This is a genomic window from Streptomyces sp. NPDC086549 (assembly GCF_044746205.1).
GTDB lineage: Bacteria > Actinomycetota > Actinomycetes > Streptomycetales > Streptomycetaceae > Streptomyces.
In genome coordinates, this window is sequence record NZ_JBIVBS010000031.1 from 22,987 (window position 1) to 44,440 (window position 21,454).

Sequence of the window (21,454 nt, forward strand, 5' to 3'; positions counted from 1 at the left end):
GAACGGCGGTCGTGCAAGGTTGCGGCGCGGTGAAGGCCGACCGGCGGGCTGGTCAAGGCCGGGGGAACCGGACGCCGGTCGGCTGCGCGACGTCCGGCTGTACGGCGGTGCCGTCGACGACCAGCGGCGCCAAGGGAATGCCCGTGACCAGTCCGCGCCTGCGCCACGGTTGCGGCGCGGCGTGCTTCGTTGCCCTCATGCCCGTCCATCCGGTTGTTCGAGTCGGCCTTCCGGTTCCCAGTTGCCGCGGAGGACGAGAAGGTTGCCGCCCCCGACGCTGTTTTCCCGGCGACCGGTGCACGGCACGAAAGGGAACCGTTCCCCAGGACCCGATGCCTTCCGTGTGCCAGGTGGGCCGGGTTTTTGAGATCCCGGTGGCCGGCCACCGGTCTTCACGTCCGTAAGGATCACCAGCACTTCAGGAAGCACCCTGACTCGATGAAGCGATCTTGGCACCTTGTCCTGGCGTCGGCTCTCGTCGCGGGAGCCGTCACACCGGTGGTTGCGGTGGGCAGCGCGGTCGCCGCAGACGGCGACATCACCTCGGCCGTCCTGGCGAACCGTGATGTCGTCCTGACCGGCAACGCGGTCGTGCGCGTCCCGCAGGGAACCCACACGTACACCGGCGTGATCAGCGGTGAAGAAGCCCTTCGCGTGTCCGGCACCGGCACGCTGGTCCTCGCCAAGGACAGCTCGACCTGGCCGACGCCCGCTGGAAGGGGAAGATCGCCTCCTCCTACCCGCACGACGACGACGCGGTCCTCTACCTCTACACCCTCTACGTGGAGAAGTACGGCTGGGACTGGCTCGCTCGACTGGCCACCCAGGACCTTCAGTTCGCCCGCGGCAGCTACACCCCGAGCGCGGCTGTCACCAGCGGCCAGAAGGCCATCGGCATCGGCGGCTCCGGCGCGCCGCTGTCCACCGGGCCGGTCAAGTGGGTGCTGCCCGAGCAGGCGCCGTTCATGTCCTGGGGACAGCGGGCCGCGATCCTCAAGCAGGCCAAGAACCCCACCGCCGCCAAGCTGTACCTGAACTGGCGGCTCTCCGTCGAGCAGCAGAAGGCCGCCGCCAACGGCTGGTCGTCCGCACCGATGTCACCCCGCCGACCGGGCTGAAGCCCGTCTGGGAGTACCCCAACGGCAACCTCGACGGCTTCCCTCGCTTCATGGCCGACCGCGCGGCGATCGAGCGCTGGAAGCAGACCTTCGCCCTGTACTTCGGTGAGGTGAAGGGCGACCCCTCACCGGGCTGGCTCGGCCTGCACCCCGGAGCCTGACCGCCGACCGGTGCCGCCCGGCCCCGCACTCCCCGCGCGATGGGCCGGCGGCCCGGCAACTCCTGGCCGTCATACAGGCGACGGACAGACTCAGCGACTCCGGCCCTGCCGACGCTCCTCCCCAGTACTCCAGTGCGGTTTCATGATCTGTCTGGCGAGTTCGTCGGCGGATCGTCGTTGGTAGTGGCAGCGCCGGGCTGTGGCCTGGTGTTATCTGCTCCAGTTGGACCAGTGCAGCAGCCTGGCTGTGAACGTGACCGGAGCGGTGAAGACGGCGGCGAGAAGGTGGCGGATCTCCGGGACGGTCACTGGGACAGGTGTGTTGGTGCAGCTGGGGTGGAGTGGGCCGGTGGGCCGGTCCTGGTCGGCGCCGCCGGCAAGGCGGCCAGAAGGCCGGGGCGAGCATGGCGAGTGTGATGTGCGGTGCCATGAGGTCCAGTGTCTGACCGGGTTGAGCTGTCCCGACTCCACGCAACTCGGGGCAGGCCGGGGACTCCACAAATCTCAGTACAGCTCACAACGACATCAGCCACGGCGACCTGGTCCGCAACAACCCCGACCAGACCATGACCGTCGACCCCTGCCACCTGCAGTTCCTCTACCAGGGCAAGTCCCCCACCGCACCGGCGAACACTCCCTACGACCGACTGCCGTACCGACCAGGCGTCCTCACCCTGAAGCACTGACCTACCCGGCCCCCGGTGATCGTGCTCGTGATCGGGTGCGTTCTGCCGGCGCGGAGACGAGCGGTTCACGGCGTGGGCAGCTCCACCTGCGGACCGACACTCACCGCCTCGAAGAAACCCCAGCCGCACGGCGCTTGGGTTTCTTCTTTCGTGGACTTTCACTGTGGGTCCGGCGCGACGCACTACGACGCCGCTGCGGATACTCGGGGCCGCAGGCTGTTGTGCCTGCGGCCCCGCTCGGGTGTCGGGGTCAGGACGGGTCGCCGTACTGCAGACCGCGTCCGTTGGTGCCGATGTAGACGCGCCCGAAGGTGTCGGGGTCGCCGGTGATGACGCCGAGGCTTCCGATGGCGCCCCACTGGTGGGCGTCGTCGTTGATGCGGAGCCAGGTGGCGCCCTTGTCGGTGGAGCGGAAGACTCCGGTGACGTCCTTGACGGTGCCGATCAGGTACAGAGCCTGGTAATCGGCGCCCGGTGCGGCCTTGCCGAAGCCGAGGGCGGAGGCGGACTTCACCGTGCTGAGTGTGGTGAAGGTGCGGCCGCCGTCGGTGGAGTGCAGCAGCCCCCTGTCGCCGGCGGCGATCCACAGGTCGCCGTTGATGCCGGGGACGGCGGTGAGCCGGCCGGAGGGGAGGTTGGTGGCGCGGGGGGTGAAGGTCGCGCCGCCGTCGGTGCTGGCGTTGAGTGTGCCGTTGGTCAGTGCGTAGAAGGTGCTGGCCGAGGAGCGGTCGGCGACGACGACGGCGTCGGTGCCCAGGCCGCTGACCTTCGACCAGTGCGCTCCCTTGTCGGTCGAGCGGTAAGGGGCCTGACCTGATTCGGCCCAGACGATGGTGGAGCCGTCCGCCGAGAGGGCGACATGGCCGCTGTTCGCGCTGGGGACGGGTTCGGCCGTGAAGCCGTTCCAAGTGCTGCCGCCGTCGGTGGAGTAGGCGCCGTCCTGCGCGCCGCCGGTGCCGACACGGACCATCACCGAGGGGTTGGACTGGGCGAAGTCGATGTCGGTGCTGCTGCTTATCAGCGGGTTCTTCATCCGTCCGCCGGGCACCTCGGTCAGGGAGTCGTGGCGGAAGCCGCCCTGGTCGCCCATGGAGGTGATGACGGTGGCGCCGCCGGGCGGGGCGATCGCGTCCGCCAGCGAGGTCTCCTCCAGCCCGCGGGCCCCGGAGGCAGCCCAGTGGCTGGTGCCACCGCTGTCGGAGGCGTTGGCGTCCTTGCTGCGCCAGATGCCGTTGCCGGTGCCGTACAGCACATGCCCGGAGTTGAAGGGGTCGATGGCCAGCGCGGTCATCCAGTGCCCGGTGTGGGTGCCGACGTACGGAGCGCCGGAGGCATCGCGCTGCGAGGCGTCGGCCAGCGCCTTCCAGGTCGTGCCGCCGTCGGTGGTGCGGTAGATCTCGTCCTCGGGCCACCAGCGGTCGAGGGTGGTGACCATCACCGTGGAGGGCTTCTGCGGGTCGACGGCCAGACCGGAGAACCCGTAACTGCCCTGCGAGGGAGAGATGTTCTTCCACGCGCCGCCGGACGGCGTGTACTTCCACACCGAGCCCGCCGTCGCGTCGTTGGGGCCGATGTCGTTGCTGTACGTCAGGTACAGCGAACCGTCACCGGAGACGACACCGTGCTGCGGCATCTGGCCGGTGGGCCGCCCGGAGACGGCTTGCCAGGTGCTGCCGCCGTCGGTGGAGCGGTACAGGGAGGTGTCCTTGTCGTTGACGCCGACGTAGACCGTGTTACTGCCGGCCGGGCCGTACGTCAGGAAGGAGATGCCCGCGCCGCTGCTCGCCCCGTCCTTGACGGGAAACGAGGAGACCTGACTCCATGTCGCGCCGTAATCGGTGCTGCGCCACAGGCCGTTCTTGCGGGTGCCCAGCAGCAGGGTGCCGTGGTCCGCGGGGTCGATCACGAGCCGCTCGCCCGCCCCGCGGCCGGGTTCGTTGCCGCCCAGCTTGAACGGCAGATCGGTGCGCTGGAAGGTGCGGCCCCGGTCGGTGGAGCGCAGGATCGCGCCGTTGCCGGCCCACTCGTTGGTGTAGGTGCCCGTCGAGAGGTAGAGCCGGCTGGGGTCGACGGAGTCGGTGGCCAGCGAGTCGATGCCCAGCAGGTTCCAGTCCTTCTCACCGAGCCAGTCGGTCAGCGGGATCCACTGCTCCGCCCCGGTGTCCCAGCGGTAGGCGCCGCCCATGTCGGTGCGCGCGTACAGCAGGCCCTTCTCCTTCTGGTTGAACACCAGTCCGGTGACGTAACCGCCGCCCACCACCTGGGCGTTCTTCCACGCATACGGTCCGGACGCAGGCTTGGCGTCCGCGCTGCCGGCTCCACCCGCCAAGGGGTCGGCCATCTTCACCAGCTTCCACTGCTGGTTGGTGCTTCCCAGGCCGGGATACTGGATGATGGCCGCCCCGTTGGCCGAGGAGCCTCCGGAGACGTCCAGGACCTGGCCGCTCCTGCGGGAGGTGAGGGTGACGGCGTCGGAACCGCTCACATCGTCGATCCGCCATTGCTGGGAAGGGGAGGAGCTTTCGGTCTGCTGCTCAGCGGCGGCCGACCGAGCGGTTGAATTGCCCGCTATGCCCAGGACCTTGCCGCTGTTGCGGTTCACCAGCTCGTAGTAGCCGTCCCCGATGGGCTTCAGCTTCCACTGCTGGTTGGCGGTGTGCTGGTCGGTCCACTGCTGCATCCGGGTGCCGTCGGCGGTGGAGAAGCCGTTGACGTCCAGCACCTTTCCGCTGCGCACGGAAACCAGCTCGTAGTAGGCATTGCCGTCGACCGTCGCGGCCTGCGAGTCCTCCTGTACGAACAGGAGATACGGCACGACGGCGAGGGGCGCGCCGAGCAGCACAGCGGTGGCAGTCCAGCGACGGCGGTGACGCCCGCGGCGCTCGCCGCGCGTGGGGTTCTTCATGAGGAGGTGCTCTCCTTGCATACCGTTCACGGAGGAAAAGCGGATCGCGGCCACCGGGACTGGCCGGATCCGACTCCTTGTGGTCACAGGCACCGCAAAGGTTGCCGCGAGCCGGAAACTTTTTCACTGCCTGACGCTGTCGGGGATGCTTCGGCGGGACAGGGCATGTGCTGGCGGAGGTTCCGAAACGTCCGGCGGACCCGGGCTGGGAGAGCCGGCCGGGGACGGCCGGCTCTCCCACGGGTGGTGCAGGTCCTTGGCCAGGGGAGGGCGGGCGAGTCGGAGCTGTGTGCGGGCGGCGGTGATCAGCCAGGCCCACCGGTCGACCGCTTCCGGCCATCGCAGCAGGGAGAACAAGTGTCGGCTGCACCGCCGACGCGCGACAGCTTGCTTGACTGGCATGCCTCTTGGCCGGGTGCCTTAGGCACTCGCACTCGCCAAGGCGTTCCGGGCTGCCTCTTCGGACCAGCCGATTCGTATCTCAAGCCCGCTCGCGCACGTCTCCTGCCGCCGCTCTGCGAAGCCGTGTCCACAGCGTGCCCGTACGGGCGGTCGACCACGGTCAACAGCGGTGTGATCCTGCGCTTCGGGGCGCCACCCCCAAAGACCTAAGAGCAGGTCAGCGGCCGCCCGGCAGCGAAGCGCCGTCCCTTCCCAAGCGGAGAGCGCGAGTTCGATTCTCGTCACCCGCTCCATGACGAAGGCCCAGGTCATCGACCTGGGCTTATGTGTCTTCGCGGACCACTCCCCATCGAGCGTGGTCCACGAACGGGTCGGCGGGAGGGGCGAGGAGGCCGCCGTTGAGGGTCTGGCCGCACTCAGTTACGAGGTCACCGCTGCCCGGGCCCGACCCAGTTCGCGGCCGGCTGGCCCCGGCCAGGACGTTGGCGGGATGATGGCCGGCATGCGCATCCGCATCGACGCCGTCGATTTGCCCGGCCTCACCTGCCCGGCTCCCGTCGACGGCAAAGTTCCTGAGTACCGCAACGTCCATGTCGCCGTGCAACGCCGCGACCGTCCGGCCGAACTCCTCGCACCGCAGCCCGGTGACGCGCGGTCCGCGACCTGGACCCTGGAGTGCACCACGAGCGTCTCTCCGTCCGGCATCGAGGTCAAAGGCCCCTACGTGCAGGACCGTCTGGGCTATCGGTTCATTTACCTGTCGTGGGGCACGGTCGACGAGTCGGGCACCTTCACGATGTTCCGCCGCGCCAAGCTGATGCTTGACGTCATCCCCGCCGACGTACTCGCCGCCGCCACACGTGAGGGAATGTTGGTCGGACGCCTCGGCCTGACCGACGCACAGGGCGGTCCTCTGTGCGCACGAGTCCAGCCCCCGCACATCACCTGGACGGCCGAACGCGCCGGCTAGGAGAGGTCGCACGCCGTCCCGGCCGACATCAGCGCCGACAGGACGCTCAATGGCGGCCACTGACCAGCATCCTTATGACTACCCAGACGCGTCGACCGACGGCCGCGCTTGCGGGTCCAGGAGATCCGTACCAAGTGAGGACAGCACCGCAGCGCCAGACCGTCGACCTGATGGTGGCCGCCAACGGCCGAGCTGCAGCGGCTCACTCTTCCGCGTAGCAGGGGCGCATTGCGCCGGAAGGTGTATGCACGCGCGAAGCCGCCCCAAGGTGGACATCCCCACCAGCCAAGCCAGGCGCAGAGCCCGTTCGTGCACGCGCTCTTCCGGCCGTTCTTCCAAACCGTGCCCATGGTGTGCCCGTAAGAGCGGACAATCACGGTCAACAGCGGTGCGATCCGCCCCTCACAACTACCTCAGCGAGAAGCCATCTGCGCAGGTCACAGGCTTAGAGACCGCTCAAGCGCCGTCGCTTCCCAAGCTGAGAGCGCGAGTTCGATTCTCGTCACCCGCTCCATGATGAGACCCCAGGTCAGTGACCTGGGGTCTGTGTGTTGCTGGAGCCCCCCGGACGCCGACCCGTCGAGCACACGAAGATCGGGCACGGGGAGGGCACGAGTGCTTGGCGGATGCCACGCAGCCACCGCTCACGTTTGCCAAAGGGCGCCGATGGCCTGAGGTTTCGTGGCCGACTTGGCAAGCGTTCGCATGTCCTGGCCTTCGGCCTGCCGTTCCCTCGGTGAGGCCGAGTCACGTGCCCCTGCGCCTGAAGGCGACCGCTGACCAGGTCCCGTCTGTGGATGGGACTTCAGTACCAGGTCACTCCGTCAAAGTGGCGGATCGTCGGGCAGCACCCGGAATGCCTTGTGGCGGCCCAGCGGGCAGACAGCCCGGAAGCCGCACCGGTCGAGGGTGAGAATCGCGTCCAAGTGCGGAGCTCGATCGGCCCGCGGGCCGCAAGACCGCCGCGGTCGCCCCGCCGGAACCGCCGTGTGGCCTTCCTCTCGCTGCTGGGGTCTCGGCGCGTTCGTCGGCATGTCGTCAGCTGATGGCGACGGCAGCCGCGCCCAAGCCGTCGAAGGAGGTCACGGCGCTGCGACCGGACAGACTCGACGGCAACAGTGCGGCCCGGGAGAGCAATTCCTGTGGTCGCGAAGTGAGAAATCGACACGGCGCACGAGAAATATTCCTGAGGTGGGAGACGGCCAGGAATTGTTCACCGCGTGGGGTCGCTCACGCCGTGCTACTGTCAGTATCAGTTGCAGGTGTGGTTGCCAGAATGGTTTTCCGGCGGCTGATCATCACGGCGACACGGAAAGCGCACAGAGCGTATTCCTGACACCGTCTCCGAAGGAGAAACAAAATGGCTACTGGCACCGTGAAGTGGTTCAACGCGGAAAAGGGCTTCGGTTTCATCGAGCAGGACGGCGGCGGCGCCGACGTCTTCGCCCACTACTCCAACATCGCCGCCCAGGGCTTCCGTGAGCTGCTGGAAGGTCAGAAGGTTTCGTTCGACATCGCGCAGGGCCAGAAGGGCCCGACGGCCGAGAACATCGTTCCCGCCTGACGCGTCGGCACTGACGCATACTTCGCAGCTGGGGCCCGCACCTTGGGGTGCGGGCCCCAGCTCGCTTCATTTTCAGGGCGATTCAGCCCTGTTTTTTTCGGCTCGTTCTCGCGATTCTCTGCGCCGTTCTTTTTACTGCGGAAATTCCTTGATACGCGCCCACGTCGAGGAAGGTTCCGCATGAACCGTGCACGCACAACTCGCACACGCACGACTCGCACATACGACCGCTTCGGAGGAAGTGCTGCTGTCGGCCGCTCCGGTGTTCAGAGCCGCTCCAAGGGCAACGGAAATCGGCGGGCCGCACAGGGTGAGTTCGCACCGCCGAAGACGACCACACCGGCGTTGCCCGCCGTCGAGACGTTCGCCGATCTCGCCATGCCGACGCCGTTGCTGGCCGCGCTCGGCCACGAGGGCGTGACCGTACCGTTCCCCATCCAGGCGGCGACCCTGCCGAACTCCCTGGCCGGCCGTGACGTACTCGGTCGTGGCCGCACCGGGTCGGGCAAGACGCTCGCCTTCGGCCTCGCGGTAATGGCCCGCACGGCAGGCCGGCGCGCCGAACCACGGGAGCCGCTGGCCCTGATCCTCGTACCCACCCGTGAACTCGCCCAGCAGGTCACCGACGCGCTCACCCCGTATGCCCGCGCCGTCCGGCTGCGGCTGGCCACCGTGGTCGGCGGAATGTCGATCGGCAGGCAGGCGAGTGCGCTGCGGGCCGGGGCCGAGGTCGTCGTCGCGACACCGGGGCGGCTCAAGGACCTGATCGACCGGGGCGACTGCCGACTTCGGGACGTCGCCGTCACTGTCCTGGACGAGGCCGACCAGATGACCGACATGGGCTTCATGCCCCAGGTCACCGCCCTGCTCGACCAGGTGCGGCCGGAGGGCCAGCGGATGCTCTTCTCGGCGACCCTGGACCGTAACGTGGACCTGTTGGTCCGTCGCTACCTGACCGACCCGGTGGTCCACTCCGTCGACCCGTCGGCCGGTGCCGTCACCACGATGGAGCACCACGTACTCCACGTGCACGACGCGGACAAGCACCGGACGACCACCGAGATCGCGGCACGGGACGGCCGGGTCATCATGTTCCTGGACACCAAGCACGCCGTGGACCGGTTGACCGAGCACCTCCTCAGCAGCGGCATCCGCGCCGCCGCCCTGCACGGTGGCAGGTCCCAGCCGCAGCGCACCCGGACCCTGGCTCAGTTCAAGGACGGTCACGTCACGGTGCTGGTCGCCACCAACGTCGCGGCCCGCGGCATCCACGTCGACAACCTCGACCTGGTCGTCAACGTGGATCCGCCCGGCGACCACAAGGACTACCTGCACCGTGGCGGTCGTACGGCCCGTGCGGGGGAGTCCGGCAGCGTCGTCACCCTGGTGACACCCGGCCAGCGCCGCGGCATGAGCCGGCTGATGGCCTCGGCCGGTATCACCCCGCGCATCACTCCGGTGCGCTCGGGTGAGGCGGAGCTGAGCCGCATCACCGGCGCCCAGGCGCCGTCCGGTGTCCCGGTCGTCATCACCGCTCCGGCCGTGGAGCGTCCCCGCCGCACGTCTTCCCCGTCCCGTGGCCGTCAGGGCCGCACCGGCCAGGGGCGGCCCGCCGGCGCGGCGGTGCGCCGCAGGGCACAGCGGCGCACCGCCATCGACTCGGCGGCCTAGGCCCTGCACGACCCCGGAGCCGCAGCGGTCTCCCCAGGCCGCAATGGCCACCAAGCCGACCAACCCGCACCGCAGGAGGCACTTTTGACGCCCACTCAGACGCAGGGCCGCGTGGCGGACCCCGCATCGACGACCGTGGTCGACGGCATGGAAGCGTACGGGCCTCGGGTCTGTGACGACATGACCGTCGAGGTGGCTCTGGCCGTCATGGCGGGTGCACGTGTCGAGTACCTGACTGTGTGCGACGGCGACGACCAGAGCACGGGTTCGATCACTCTGGCCCGGCTCGCCGTTCTCCGTGCCAGTTCCACGTACACGGACCGCATCCGTCTGCGGGACGTCCTCGGCAGCCGGCTCCGGCCTGTTCCCGTCCGCGGCTGATCCACCCCGCCCGGGTCAGTTCCTCTCCGTCATGCCTGGGAGGCATCATGCGTTGTGTCATCGCCCAGTACCCGTTCGACCTGACCAAGATCGGGGTGCTGGCCTCGATGAAGGGCGTCAAGCCCGAGCTGGTCACGGGCGCGTCCGTGACCATCGGCCGCCGCCGCTACCCCGTCAAGCAGGTGGGCCAGGTCACCACGGGACAGGACCGCCGTGACTTCACCGTCGGCGAAGTCACCCGGGCCATGGCGCGCCTCGGCTTCACCTGCCACGACGGCCCCGAGGCCGCGCCCGTGAGCGTTCCCCTTCCGCTCCGGACCCCGTCGGCACTGCTCGACGGCACCTGCCCTGTGGGCGTATGAGGACGGGCGGGTAACCGCCCTCAAGATTCCGGTGGGGGCTCTGTCGACGCGCGTCGACAGAGCCCCCACCGCTGTGTCCTCGTCCGCTCGGAGACTCTGGCGACTCTTGGCCGAGCAGCGGGGCGGGGACAGCGTCTCACCGGTCGAAGTAGCTGAAATCACCCACGGTCCATGCGCTGACGTCCTTGATCGCGACTCGGTACATGCCGCCCGTCTCCGGGATACCGAGGCTGCCCTGCAGGATCCGCGCGAGATGGAAGTGCAGATGCGTGGGATCTCCGCCGCGGCCGGGCCGTCGCCCTCGCGGGCCGCCGGTGAAGACGTCGGAGAACGGGCCGAGGCGGTCCGATCCCTTCAGGACCTCCGCCACCCGCTCCCTCCACACGGCCTCGGGAGCCAGCCGGCCGGTGATGACGGCGCCGCCGACGACCACGGTCAGCGACATCTGATTGCTTTGCTCGGACTCCACCGCGGCGGAGAGAGCGACAAGCAGTTCATCAGGGTTCGACATGAGAGCTGATCCTATTCAGCTGCCTGTCTCGGGCCCGCCCCGCGGGGGGTGAAGCAGCTTCGCGGACGGCGGGAGGCGGTTCTTGACCGAGCGGCGAGGGGCCCCATCCGTCGTGGAGCCGCGCGCGACGACCCAGGGGGAGGTCATCGTCGCAGGTGGCAGGATTCCTCCTCTGCCATAGGGGTGAAATCTACTCTTGCCAGAGTAGACATTACCTCGCGGCATGGTTACGCTTCCTGTCGTAGAACACGGTCGAACGAGACCCGGCAGAAACGAACTGGCGGGTAGCTGTACACGAAGTTCGCAGGTCAGTGCGGCTCTCGAGCCTCGAAGCCAAGGTTTCCCAGAACGGCGACGGCGCTGGGAGCCGCACTGGGCGGCTCGCATGTCGAGGAGCTGCCGCAGCAGTACCGCAGTGCCGATTCATCCAGTGGTTGGTTCAGAGAAGAGCGGAGGAGCAGACGCCATCAGGATCGCCCGGCCCGAGTAGCACTCGGCCCGGGTACCGCAAGACCCCGGAATGGATGGTGGTCCCCGGTCAAGCAGCTGCGATTCCCCGCTACCCCGCCCTCTGCCGGGCCGGGTAGCGGAAACAGAAGGTCGGCACAGCAGTAGGGCCGACAGATGGTGTTGAATTTCCTTCGGGGCCTTGGTGCCGTACGGCACCAAGGCCCCTCGACGCGTTGCACAGCGAGGTGACATGACAGCGGACAACCCTCTTAGTGATTTTCTGGACGATGACGACTACCCCGCCTACACGATGGGCCGGGCAGCCGAGATGCTCGGCACCACCCCGGGCTTCCTTCGAGCCATCGGCGAGGCTCGTCTGATCACTCCGCTCCGCTCGGAGGGCGGGCATCGCCGGTACTCCCGCTATCAACTGCGGATCGCCGCTCGCGCCCGCGAGCTCGTCGACAGGGGCACTCCGATCGAGGCCGCCTGCCGCATCGTCATCCTCGAGGACCAGCTCGAGGAAGCTCAGCGCATCAACGCCGAGTACCGTCGTGCCGCGGACGAGGCGGCCGGCAGCTCCGGTTCCAGCTGATCGCGTGGACTCGGGCCACCCGGAGCGCCTTGTGGTGGCCACACGAGAGTGCGGGCCGGAAGTCCCGCGGTGGGGGTGACGACAGCGTCGGCTGTCGTGGGAGCGACGGGATGGAGCTGGGCCGGTTCCCGCCCGTCCGGCGCCCCCAGCCCTCACCGGGCCGACCTCAAGGGGCCGATTGCCTTCGGCGGCTTCGTACACAGCCTGCATGATCTTCTTGCGGTACGTCTTCCGCTCGCGCAGTGGTGCCATGACGTGCCGTCCCTCACCATCCCCAGTCGTGCCGAAGTCGATGTCATCAGCGGTCGCTGTCGTGGTGGGGCGGGTCGGACCGGCCGGAGGGCGGACGGCCACCCTGGCAAGCCGATGTGCCGCGGCAGGTTCGACGGCCGATGGTCACGTTCATGGCGCGGACCTGCCCTCGGGCTCGTCTGCGACAGCCCGATGTTGTTGATCACCGGGGAACGACACCCGCGTAGGAGTCGGTGTGCGAACAACTCCCGGTGGCTTCAGGCTGCTCCGCTCCCGAGCCCGAAAGTATGCGTGTGACCAGCTGTTTTCCTGGCTCGGGAGCGACTGGTCAGAGCCTGTCCTCGGCGCGTGGGGCCTCCTTGCCGACCGCTGCGGCGAGGGCGAGCCGTACAGCGGTGTCGTGGAGGCGCCGCCGTGCCGACCGTGCGGCCGGGTACTCGCCGGGGGACCATCGAGGCACCAGCGTCTTCGGGACCCCGGCGGCCGGGGCCCCGGAGGCGGTGCGGTCTGTGCAGGAAAGGGCGGCGGCGTGGTGGACGGCGTGAGGCCCGATGACGAGCGGGCGTGGCTGCCGCCGGCAGCGGAGCCGGGTCTGTGGCAGCAGGTGGTCGAGCAGCTGGGCACGGCTGTGACCGTGATCGACCCGGCGGGGCGGATCGTCGCGGTCAACCCGGCCGCCGAGCGGCTGCTGGGGCGCGCGGCAGCGGTGATGTACGGGCAGGACCTGCATGACCTGTGCCATCGGGATCCGGGAGGCGCCCGCATCCCGCGAGAGCGGTGTCCGCTGCTGCGGGCACTGGCCGAGGGGCGGTCGGCTCGCGGGGACGACGACAGGTGCCTGCGGGGCGACGGACGGCTGATCCCGATCTCCTGGTCGGCCACGCCTCTGACGGACGACGGCGTCTGCGAGAGCATGGTCGTGCTGACCGTCGAGACCGCGGCGGACCTCCGTGTCCGTAGGGAACGTGCGGAACGCGCGGAACAGGCGGAACGTGCGGAGCAGTCAGAGCGGGCGGAACAGGCGGAACGAGCCGCTCATACGAGCGCTCTGGAGAGTCTCACCGAGCGGTTGACACTCGTCGCGGAGATCACCGACGTACTCGGTCAGACCCTGGAGGTGGACGAGGCCCTCGCCCGGTTGAGCCGGCTCCTGGTTCCCCGCCTCGCCGACTGGGCCGCGGTGGACCTCCGGGTCGGCTCCCGTCAGGTGCACCGAGTTGCCGTGACCGGCCCCGAGGGCCGTGACGCCGGGCAGGAGGACTGGCGTGGCAATCTGCCCCCGGCCGGGAAGGCGGCCCACTCGCCCCTGGTCCAGGTACTGAACGGAGGCGGCCCCGTCCTGCAGGACCGGGCGGACCTGGACGCACCGCCCGGCTCCCCGCTGGCCACCGTCCACAGCGCCTTCCTCGGAGCAACCGGCGCGTCATCCGTCATCACGGTGCCGCTGGGCAGCGGACGGCAGGTCACCGGTGCGCTGACGCTGGTGCGCACCGACCCGGCACGGCCCTTCGACACCGGCGATCTGGACGTGGTGAGCGACATCGGCCGCCGGGTCGGCCTGGTCATCGACAACGCCCGCCGGTTCGGCCGGCAGCGCGCGGTCGCCGAGGCCATGCAGCGCAACCTCCTTCCCCCGCTGCCCGAGCACGGCCGGTTCCAGCTGGCCGCCCGGTACCAGCCCGCTCCGCCCGGCTCCCAGGTCGGTGGCGACTGGTACGACGCGTTCACCCTGAGGGACGGCACGCTCGCCCTGGTCATCGGCGACGTCCTGGGCCACGATCTGACCGCAGCGGCCGGCATGGCGCAGCTGCACGGCATCCTTCGCTCCCTCGCCTGGGACCACACCGGGCCGACCGGCGCCGTCGTGGACCGCCTCGACGACGCCATGCACGCCATCACCACCGTGCGGATGGCCACCCTCGTCCTGGCCCGGGTGGAAGGTCCGGACACCGGCCCCTGGACACTGCGCTGGACCAGTGCCGGGCACCCGCCGCCCCTGCTGCTGAGCCCCGACGGGAACGCGCAGTACCTCGAAGCCGGGCAGGGACTCATCCTCGGAACCCACCTGGGCGCCGGCGGTCATCGGCCGAGCGCCGCCCACGCCCTGCCGCCGGGGTCCACGCTCCTGCTCTACACCGACGGGTTGGTCGAAGTTCCCGGCAGCGACCTGGACACCGAACTCGACCGACTGCGCCGCCATGCCCTCGCCCTCGCCCACGAACCGCTGGACACCCTGTGCGACCAGCTGTCCGCCCGGATGCCCCCGGGCAGCACCGACGACATCGCCCTCCTCGCCCTGCGCCTGCCCGTGCCCTGACCGGTGCGGAGGCGTGATGCATGACGGGGTGGCCGCTCACGCCCCCGGAGCCAGCACCAGAATGCGGAACGGACCGGGCGGCACGGCCTGGAGGGTGTCGTCGGCGTACCGCCAGCCCCAGGACCGCATCGTCTCAGCGGTCCTGTCGTCCCGGACGTCCACCAGCGCGACGCCGAGCGCAGCGCCGTGGTCGGCGAGCAATCGCCGCTGCAGGCGCCGGGCGAGGTTCCAGACATGGTCCCGGTACTCCCGGCGCACGCGAGGCGGGACGACGATCCCGGAGACGACGAAGAGCCGCCCGGAGCCGGCGCGGCGGAGCAGAGTCCCCCGAACGTGTCCGTCGAAGCCCGCCCACCACGGACCCGCGCCACCCGTGGGGAAGCCGTAGGCGTATCCGGTCAGGGCGGTGGTCTCCGCGATCAGCAGCGAGAACCCCGGTCGTCGTGCGTCGGCCGTGAGATGGCGCAGGAAGGCGACACGCGCCTGGTTCCACGCCCATGGATCGCCACCGGAGGTCTCCGCGTACAGGTCGCCCAGCTCCTGCAGACGGTCCGCGACCTGACCACGCGTCAGCGGGCGGACGCGTTCTGCGACCTGGGGCGAGGATCTGCGCCCCGCCTTCGGCGGGCCTGGTATGCGGGTACGCGGCCTGCCCCGTGCGGGCCGGAGCGCGGGGAGGGTCAAGGTCGTCGGGAGGAACACCTGCGCGGTCATGACCAACCCTGCCCCACGCGGACGAAAGCCGCCCCGGCGTCGTCGATCCCCGAGAACGGCACCGATGCCTGAGGCGGTGCGCGCCGTGCCCTCGGTGTCTCCACGGTACTCCCGGCCGGGCCCGCCTCGGCGACTGCGCCCCGGCGGTCGCTGTTCTCCCGGCCCAGGCCGGCTCGCGTGGCCAACGGGCTCGGCCGGGCGACCGGCAGGTGGCCGGTCGGCCGGTCATGGGACGCACAGCCGCCCTTACCCGGCATACCCTTCAAAAGGGGGCCGCCGTGGAAACGCGACGCAGCCCCCGCACCGTCGCCCGGCGTGTCGGGCAGCGACCGGAAGCATGGTTCGTACCCGTCGCCTGCCAGGAGGTCCGTATGGAGCACGAGCCCTTGCCCCCCGAGAGCCACGCCGAGGTCCGCATCGTCGCCGCGACGCCGGAGGTCGCCCGTCGCGTCGCCGCAGTGCTCCGGCGCTGCTTCGACTCGACCGAGCAGCGCAGCTACCCCGCCGGCCGCGAAGGAGGGACCCGGCTCCATCTCACCCTCGACACCACGCACACCGCGGAACCCGCACGGTCCTGGCTCGCGACCAGCGGTTCGACAGAACAGGCGCACGCACACGCCGACGAGGTATGACCCGGGTCCGTGAGGCCACGAGGATCCGCCGTCGCGTCCGTCCCCGCGCGGCCGTCACCCCGGAGAACGACAGCCATGACGAAACTCCGCGAACGCAAGAACAACCGGGAGGCGGTCCTGCGATCCCTGTACGGGGCCGTCGAACTCAATCGCCCCGAGGTCAGCGGAGCGGCGCTCCGCGCCGAGCTGGGCCTGCCCGACGAGGACCTCTCCGCCGCCTGCGCCTATCTGGCTGACGAGGGCCTGATCAGCGTGGACTGGACGTCGCACCGGACCCCCGCGGCCGTCTCGCTGACACATGAGGGTATCTGCCTGATGGAGGAGCTGGAAGAAGAGGAACAGGAGAAGACAGAGCCGGACGACTGACCCGTCCGCTTCTTCTCGACCAGGAGTAGCCTGACCGCACCGAGAGCTTCTCGCGCAGCGCTTCCGGCGGTGCCGTTCCCGGCGACGGACGGAACGGGCAGTCGTCCTACGGCTCCCGGGACGGGACCGCACGATGGAACCCAGCACTACGCCGGCCGAAGTCGCGTTCGGTGCCGACGCGCACACATACCGCATGCCCCTGCCCCGCCTGGCCCTCACCCCGGACGTCAGCCACGGCCCGTTGGACGGGGCCTGGTGGCCGCGCAGCGGCGCGCTGGAACTCGAACTCCCCTCGCTCGTCGGCTCGTTGGAGCCGGACCCGGGGGCCGCGATACGGGTCACCGTGGACCCCGCCGAATGGCCCGACGCGCCGCGCACGGTCATGGCGCCCGGCCGGGTGATCGCCGTGGAGCCGGCCGGACCCGGAAGCGACGCGCACGTCATCACTCTGGACTGCGGCACCGTTGGACGCTGGGTGCTCCTGGTCGTCCCGCCCGAGGAGCCCGCCGGAACAGCCGCCCGGCTGCTGGCCACCGCCGCCGACCCCGAGAACCCGCTGACCGCCGCGCGCATGCTGGTGCTCGCCTGCGGGTCCCCCCAGGCCGTTCAGGCACTGGGGGAGGGCCCGGTAGGCGCGACCGGGGAGGCGGAATGAGGGACGGGGCCCCTGGGAGCCCACGGCAGGGACCATCGACCGGCCTCAACCACCGTCCTCGCGCGAGCCGTTGCCCACTCAAGACGAAGCGCCTGCGCTCTTCGAGCAGTGCCGCATCGTCCGCGCGCGTGGCGAACTGGACACGCGGACCGTGGCACCACTGGTCCGCGCCCTGGCCGAGGCCCGCGCGGCCCGGCCCGGACGGCTCCTCCTGCATCGTGGACCTGAGCGAGGTGACCTTCACCGACTCCAGCATCCTGACGCCACTGTGCGAGGCGTGGTCCAACTGCCGCGCTCGGGGCGGCTGGATGCGCATCGTCCACGACGACCACACGACCGACCTGGTCTTCCGCCACTGGCCTGCTCGACCGTTTCCCCGCCTACGCGAACGCACAGGACGCCTGGGAGGGACGAACGTCCGACTCCGCACTCCGCCACCGCGAGCGCGCTCCTGGCCGCCGAGGCGCACCATCCGGCCGAGGACGACGTACCGCGCCGAACCACTCGACAGGACACCTCATGAGCAACCGACTACGCCCCCTGCCACCGGCCCCGCCCCTCCTCCGCCTGTACCTCGCCCCCGAGAGCACCGTGCCACGCCGTATCGACGGGGCCTGGTGGCCGCGTACCTTCGATCTCCTGGCGGAACTCCCGCCACTGCTCTCCGGTCTGCCCCGTGCCTGGGGCCAGATCGTCAGTGTCCTGGTGAACGGCACGGCGTGGGCCGACGCGCCGGGTCGCATGCTCGTCTGCAACCAGGCCGTCCGGCTGCGCAGGACCACCACGGCGGCGCGCACTCCGAGCACCATCGTTCTGATGGCCCCTGCCCATGGGCGCCGGGATCTGCTGGTCGTGCCACCGGAGGCCACCGAGCGGGCCGCCGAAACGCTCATGTCCGCAGTCGGGCTGACGCCAGAGCAGGGCCACTTCGCGAGCTGAGTGCGCGGGTTCGGCCCGTCCGGCGGTACGGGTAGGGGGAAACTGCGGCGGCTCGTCGGGCTGCGCGTGGAAGGAGATCTGTCACGGCGAGACCACAACTCCATGCCTGTCGGCGTTAGGGTTGTCGCACGAGGCAGATGGCGCTGATTCCTTCGGAGCCCAGGTGCCACGCACGCCCGGGTCCCTCGCCGCGCCCCCGAAGACGAAGGTGCCATGCCCGCCGAGAACGCCCCTGCCGCCGGTAACCTCGACGACGACGACTATCCCGCCTACACCATGGGGCGGGCCGCCGACGTTCTCGGCACCACCCCCGCTTTCCTCCGGGCCGTCGGCGAAGCCGGGCTGATCACTCCTCTGCGTTCGGAGGGCGGTCACCGCCGGTACTCCCGGCGTCAGTTGCGCATCGCCGCCCGCGCCCGGGAGCTGGTCGACCAGGGCACCCCCGTCGAGGCCGCGTGCCGCATCATCATCCTGGAGAACCAGCTCGACGACGCCCTCCGTTTGAACCGGGAAATGCGTCGGAAGCTGGAGGAGCGCGGCGCGGATACCTAGTCTCACCAATACAGATACACAGTCTTCAGCGGGATGAGAATTAGCGGGCGATCCCGAAAAACACGTGACCGCTTCCACCTGACCGTGTTAGCGTAATAGCAGTTGCAGTTTTGGTTGCCAGGGATTTTTTTTCTTTGCAGAGCTTTCCGGATCTTTCCGGAGGGGTGATCATCGCGGCGACTCGGCTCCGCAAAGTGCGGAGTCCGACACTGCCCCCCAAGGGAGATTCAATATGGCATCTGGCACCGTGAAGTGGTTCAACGCGGAAAAGGGCTTCGGCTTCATCGAGCAGGACGGCGGCGGCGCTGACGTGTTCGCCCACTACTCGAACATCATCAGCAACGGCGGTTTCCGCGAGCTTCAGGAAGGCCAGAAGGTTAGCTTCGACGTCACGCAGGGCCAGAAGGGCCCGCAGGCCGAGAACATCGTTGCCGCCTGACGCTGACGCGAACGTCGCGAGCCACCGGCTCGCGCACCATGTGGCTGGGGCCCGCGCTCTTGGGGTGCGGGTCCCAGCCCATTTTTTCTACTCCCGTAAGGCCGTAAGGAACGCAAGGAACGTCAACCCAAGGTCTTCGGATTTCACTCGGCTCAGTCCTGTGATTCCCCCTCAAGGAATTCCTCGATACGTGCCGCATCGAGGAAGGCTCCATCGTGGACCGCACCCGTTCCGCTCGTTCCAGCAGTTCCAGCCGCTTCCGGGCGCAGGAACCACACCGTCGAAATTCCGGTCCGGGCCCCCGGCACAAGAGCGGCCAACGAGCACGCCCCGCCGCACGCCGACAGGAGTTCGCCCTGCCGGTCACTCTCACCGAGCCGCTGCCCGCGGTCGAGACGTTCGCCGAACTGGACATGCCCGAACGGCTGCTGGCCGCACTCCGCGTCGAGGGCATGACCGTTCCCTTCCCGATCCAGGCGGCCACGCTGCCAAACGCGCTGGCGGGCCGGGACGTCCTGGGACGGGGGCGTACGGGCTCGGGCAAGACGCTCGGCTTCGGCCTGCCGGTACTGGCCCGCCTCGACGGGCAGCGGGCCCAGCCCAAGCAGCCGCTCGCCCTCGTCCTCGTCCCCACCCGGGAACTGGCCCAGCAAGTCACCGACGCGCTCACCCCCTACGCCCGCGCCCTGCGGCTCCGGCTCGCCACCGTGGTGGGCGGCATGTCGGTCGGCCGTCAGGCGAGCGCCCTGCGCGGCGGAGCCGAAGTCGTCGTCGCCACGCCGGGCCGACTCCAGGACCTCATCGAGCGGGGAGCCTGCCGGCTGGACCAGGTCGCCGTCACCGTCCTGGACGAAGCCGACCAGATGGCCGACATGGGCTTCATGCCACAGGTGACCGCACTGCTCGACCAAGTACCCTCCCGCGGACAGCGGTTGCTGTTCTCGGCCACGCTGGACCGCAACATCGACCTCCTGGTGCGCCGCTACCTCCACGACCCCGTGGTGCACTCGGTCGACCCGTCCGCGGGAGCCGTCACCACCATGGAGCACCATCTGCTGCACGTGCGCGACGCCGACAAGGACACCGCGGCGACCGAGATCGCCGCCCGCGACGGACGCGTGATCATGTTCCTGGACACCAAGCACGCGGTGGACCGGCTCGCCCAGCGCCTGCTGTCAGTCGGGGTACATGCCTCGGCCCTGCACGGCGGCAAGTCCCAGCAGCAGCGCAACCGGACGCTCGCCCAGTTCAAGGACGGCCACGTCACAGCCCTGGTGGCTACCAACGTCGCCGCCCGCGGCATCCACGTCGCGGGCCTCGACCTCGTCGTGAACGTCGACCCTCCCGGCGACCACAAGGACTACCTGCACCGCGGCGGCCGTACCGCACGCGCCGGCGAGTCCGGCACCGTCGTCACCCTCGTCCTGCCGCACCAGCGCCGCGCGGTGGACCGTCTGATGGCCGACGCCGGCGTCACTGCGCGTACCGCGCAGATCCGTCCGGGCGAGGCCGAACTGCAGCGCATCACAGGCGCCCGGACCCCCTCCGGTGTGCCCGTCACCCTCACCGCACCGGCCGACGGACGACGCGAGGGCAGACGCGAAAGCAAGGGATCCGCCGGCCGGAATCGCGGGGGCGGAGCCGCCAGCCGTGGCGGAAGCGGTCGAGCCGCCGCCCGAGCCCGTCGCTCCGCCCCGAGGAACACCCCGTAGCCCACGTACGGGGATGCACTCCCAGCAGTCAGGCAGATCCGTCGCCCGTCCCGCCCGTCCCGACGAAGAGGAGAAGCCCTTGCCGCAGTATCCGTCCGGAACACAACAGACCGACGACGCCGACAACGCCCCCGACGGCACCGGTCTGACCGCCAGCGATGCCATGCACGCTCCCGGACCGCAGGTGGACGACCACATGGCCGTCGACGTGGCTCTCTCCGTGCTCATCGGTGCACGCGTCCCGCACCTGCTCCTCCAGGACGAGGACGGGCGGTGCGCGGGACTGGTCACCCGGGCCCAGCTCACCGCGCACCGCGGCGGCTCGTGGTACCGCGACCGGACGCGGCTGCGGGACATCCCGCTCGACCGCGGACCGTTCACCTCGTCCATGGCCGTACTCAGCGAGGCGGAAGCCGCCATGCGGGTCCGGGCCCTGCACGTGTCCCCCGTGATCGACGAGCACGGCTACGCCCTGGGCGTCCTCGCTCTCACGCCCTGACCGCCGTCCGACCACCGTCCTGCGGTCGGCCGGCCTCTCCGGTGTTCTTCCCCACCCCTGTGGAGGCTTCCATGCGCTGTGTCATCGCCCATTTCCCCTTCGACCTGATCAAGAGCGAGGTCGAGCAGTCGATGAGCGGCATCACGCCCGAACCCGTCACCGGCGTGTCCGTGACCATCGGCCGTCGCGTCTACCCCGTGATGCAGGTCGGGGAAGTGATCACCAGGCTGAACCGCCGGGACTTCACGACGGGCGAGATGCGCCGGGCACTGACCCGCCTCGGCTTCACCTGCCACGAGGCACGCCCAGTCATCCCGGCCCTGGACACACGAGCCGACGAGGATGCGTTCGGTTGGTGACGCTGTTCCGGGGCGACGACAGGTCATGCGCCGTTTGCGGGTTGGAAAACCGAGGATGTGGCACCCGGACTGTGAGCGGACCGGACGCGCGAACCGTGTCCCGTTGGGGCCGGCGGTTCGGCAATGAGCCGCAAGCCGCACGAGGCCGGTACGGCCCGCTCCGCCCGGTGGTCGCCGCCAGGCTGCGCGGCGACCACCGGTGTGGCCTGACCGAGCCGTGCCCACGGCGCTCCGCATGTGCG

20 protein-coding genes, 1 tRNA gene and 3 pseudogenes are annotated in these 21,454 nt (G+C 69.8%); 19 read left to right on the forward strand and 5 right to left on the reverse strand.

From position 1 onward, the window contains the following. Positions 1–52 precede the first annotated feature (52 nt). Complete coding sequence (locus ACIPSA_RS47970; RefSeq protein ID WP_402647755.1) at positions 53–199, reverse strand: hypothetical protein; 147 nt, start codon at positions 197–199, stop codon at positions 53–55. Positions 200–692: 493 nt separating this feature from the next. On the opposite strand from ACIPSA_RS47970, the pseudogene ACIPSA_RS47975 reads away from it, so the two are divergent. Both ACIPSA_RS47975 and ACIPSA_RS47980 read left to right on the forward strand, forming a co-directional pair. Continuing rightward, positions 693–1,279, forward strand: a pseudogene (locus tag ACIPSA_RS47975) (ABC transporter substrate-binding protein); the annotation flags it as partial. A 494-nt stretch (positions 1,280–1,773) separates the two neighbouring features. Beyond that, a pseudogene (locus tag ACIPSA_RS47980) lies at positions 1,774–1,965 on the forward strand (non-reducing end alpha-L-arabinofuranosidase family hydrolase); the annotation flags it as partial. Positions 1,966–2,215: 250 nt separating this feature from the next. On the opposite strand, the gene ACIPSA_RS47985 reads toward ACIPSA_RS47980, so the two are convergent. After that, on the reverse strand, positions 2,216–4,870 hold the full coding sequence (locus ACIPSA_RS47985; RefSeq protein WP_402647757.1) for an RICIN domain-containing protein: 2,655 nt from the start codon (positions 4,868–4,870) through the stop codon (positions 2,216–2,218). An 892-nt stretch (positions 4,871–5,762) separates the two neighbouring features. Between ACIPSA_RS47985 and ACIPSA_RS47990 the strand changes: the two genes are divergently transcribed. Then, entirely contained in the window at positions 5,763–6,242 is a 480-nt protein-coding gene (locus ACIPSA_RS47990; protein ID WP_402647817.1) for a DUF5990 family protein, read from the forward strand. 430 nt (positions 6,243–6,672) lie between these two features. After that, positions 6,673–6,756, forward strand: a tRNA-Gly gene (locus ACIPSA_RS47995). 310 nt (positions 6,757–7,066) lie between these two features. Here the strand turns inward: ACIPSA_RS47995 and ACIPSA_RS48000 are convergent. Beyond that, positions 7,067–7,165 (reverse strand): annotated as a pseudogene (locus ACIPSA_RS48000) (VapC toxin family PIN domain ribonuclease); the annotation flags it as partial. 437 nt (positions 7,166–7,602) lie between these two features. Here ACIPSA_RS48000 and ACIPSA_RS48005 point away from each other — a divergent pair. The 4 genes from ACIPSA_RS48005 (at position 7,603) to ACIPSA_RS48020 (ending at position 10,220) form a co-directional block, all read left to right on the forward strand. After that, positions 7,603–7,806, forward strand: coding sequence for a cold-shock protein (locus ACIPSA_RS48005; RefSeq protein ID WP_004986771.1), 204 nt, complete (start codon positions 7,603–7,605; stop codon positions 7,804–7,806). Between the two features lie 180 nt (positions 7,807–7,986). Further along, a complete protein-coding gene (locus ACIPSA_RS48010) occupies positions 7,987–9,477 on the forward strand; it encodes a DEAD/DEAH box helicase (RefSeq protein ID WP_402647759.1) in 1,491 nt (496 codons plus the stop codon). Positions 9,478–9,561: 84 nt separating this feature from the next. Then, on the forward strand, positions 9,562–9,858 hold the full coding sequence (locus ACIPSA_RS48015; protein WP_374203003.1) for a CBS domain-containing protein: 297 nt from the start codon (positions 9,562–9,564) through the stop codon (positions 9,856–9,858). A 47-nt stretch (positions 9,859–9,905) separates the two neighbouring features. Continuing rightward, positions 9,906–10,220 carry an SCO5918 family protein gene (locus ACIPSA_RS48020; RefSeq protein ID WP_402647762.1) on the forward strand — a complete coding sequence of 105 codons (315 nt, stop codon included), beginning with the start codon at positions 9,906–9,908 and terminating at the stop codon, positions 10,218–10,220. A 136-nt stretch (positions 10,221–10,356) separates the two neighbouring features. Here ACIPSA_RS48020 and ACIPSA_RS48025 read toward each other — a convergent pair whose 3' ends face one another. Further along, positions 10,357–10,731 (reverse strand): hypothetical protein, encoded by a 375-nt coding sequence (locus tag ACIPSA_RS48025; RefSeq protein ID WP_402647765.1) that lies wholly within the window; start codon positions 10,729–10,731, stop codon positions 10,357–10,359. A 700-nt stretch (positions 10,732–11,431) separates the two neighbouring features. On the opposite strand from ACIPSA_RS48025, the gene ACIPSA_RS48030 reads away from it, so the two are divergent. Together ACIPSA_RS48030 and ACIPSA_RS48035 are read left to right on the forward strand one after the other, a co-directional pair. Beyond that, positions 11,432–11,776: a MerR family transcriptional regulator gene (locus ACIPSA_RS48030; protein WP_059130428.1), complete on the forward strand. Its 345-nt coding sequence runs from the start codon at positions 11,432–11,434 to the stop codon at positions 11,774–11,776. Positions 11,777–12,569: 793 nt separating this feature from the next. Beyond that, positions 12,570–14,345, forward strand: a complete 1,776-nt coding sequence (locus ACIPSA_RS48035; RefSeq protein ID WP_402647768.1) for a SpoIIE family protein phosphatase — start codon at positions 12,570–12,572, stop codon at positions 14,343–14,345. A gap of 36 nt (positions 14,346–14,381) precedes the next feature. Here ACIPSA_RS48035 and ACIPSA_RS48040 read toward each other — a convergent pair whose 3' ends face one another. Next, complete coding sequence (locus ACIPSA_RS48040; protein WP_402647770.1) at positions 14,382–15,059, reverse strand: hypothetical protein; 678 nt, start codon at positions 15,057–15,059, stop codon at positions 14,382–14,384. A 371-nt stretch (positions 15,060–15,430) separates the two neighbouring features. On the opposite strand from ACIPSA_RS48040, the gene ACIPSA_RS48045 reads away from it, so the two are divergent. The 9 genes from ACIPSA_RS48045 to ACIPSA_RS48085 all read left to right on the forward strand — a co-directional run bounded on the left by ACIPSA_RS48045 (position 15,431) and on the right by ACIPSA_RS48085 (position 21,212). Further along, positions 15,431–15,691: a hypothetical protein gene (locus ACIPSA_RS48045; RefSeq protein WP_402647773.1), complete on the forward strand. Its 261-nt coding sequence runs from the start codon at positions 15,431–15,433 to the stop codon at positions 15,689–15,691. Positions 15,692–15,766: 75 nt separating this feature from the next. Next, complete coding sequence (locus ACIPSA_RS48050; RefSeq protein ID WP_402647776.1) at positions 15,767–16,057, forward strand: hypothetical protein; 291 nt, start codon at positions 15,767–15,769, stop codon at positions 16,055–16,057. A gap of 133 nt (positions 16,058–16,190) precedes the next feature. Beyond that, positions 16,191–16,712, forward strand: a complete 522-nt coding sequence (locus ACIPSA_RS48055; RefSeq protein ID WP_402647779.1) for a DUF5994 family protein — start codon at positions 16,191–16,193, stop codon at positions 16,710–16,712. A gap of 519 nt (positions 16,713–17,231) precedes the next feature. Next, positions 17,232–17,651, forward strand: a complete 420-nt coding sequence (locus ACIPSA_RS48060) for a DUF5994 family protein (RefSeq protein ID WP_402647782.1) — start codon at positions 17,232–17,234, stop codon at positions 17,649–17,651. 213 nt (positions 17,652–17,864) lie between these two features. After that, positions 17,865–18,203: a MerR family transcriptional regulator gene (locus tag ACIPSA_RS48065; RefSeq protein WP_402647783.1), complete on the forward strand. Its 339-nt coding sequence runs from the start codon at positions 17,865–17,867 to the stop codon at positions 18,201–18,203. 232 nt (positions 18,204–18,435) lie between these two features. After that, positions 18,436–18,642: a cold-shock protein gene (locus tag ACIPSA_RS48070; protein ID WP_351566560.1), complete on the forward strand. Its 207-nt coding sequence runs from the start codon at positions 18,436–18,438 to the stop codon at positions 18,640–18,642. 215 nt (positions 18,643–18,857) lie between these two features. After that, entirely contained in the window at positions 18,858–20,354 is a 1,497-nt protein-coding gene (locus ACIPSA_RS48075; RefSeq protein ID WP_402647785.1) for a DEAD/DEAH box helicase, read from the forward strand. Positions 20,355–20,433: 79 nt separating this feature from the next. Next, the gene (locus ACIPSA_RS48080; protein WP_402647788.1) at positions 20,434–20,853 is read left to right on the forward strand and encodes a hypothetical protein; all 420 of its coding nucleotides are present in this window, start codon (positions 20,434–20,436) and stop codon (positions 20,851–20,853) included. Positions 20,854–20,924: 71 nt separating this feature from the next. Next, complete coding sequence (locus tag ACIPSA_RS48085; RefSeq protein WP_402647791.1) at positions 20,925–21,212, forward strand: SCO5918 family protein; 288 nt, start codon at positions 20,925–20,927, stop codon at positions 21,210–21,212. The last annotated feature ends 242 nt before the right edge of the window (positions 21,213–21,454 follow it).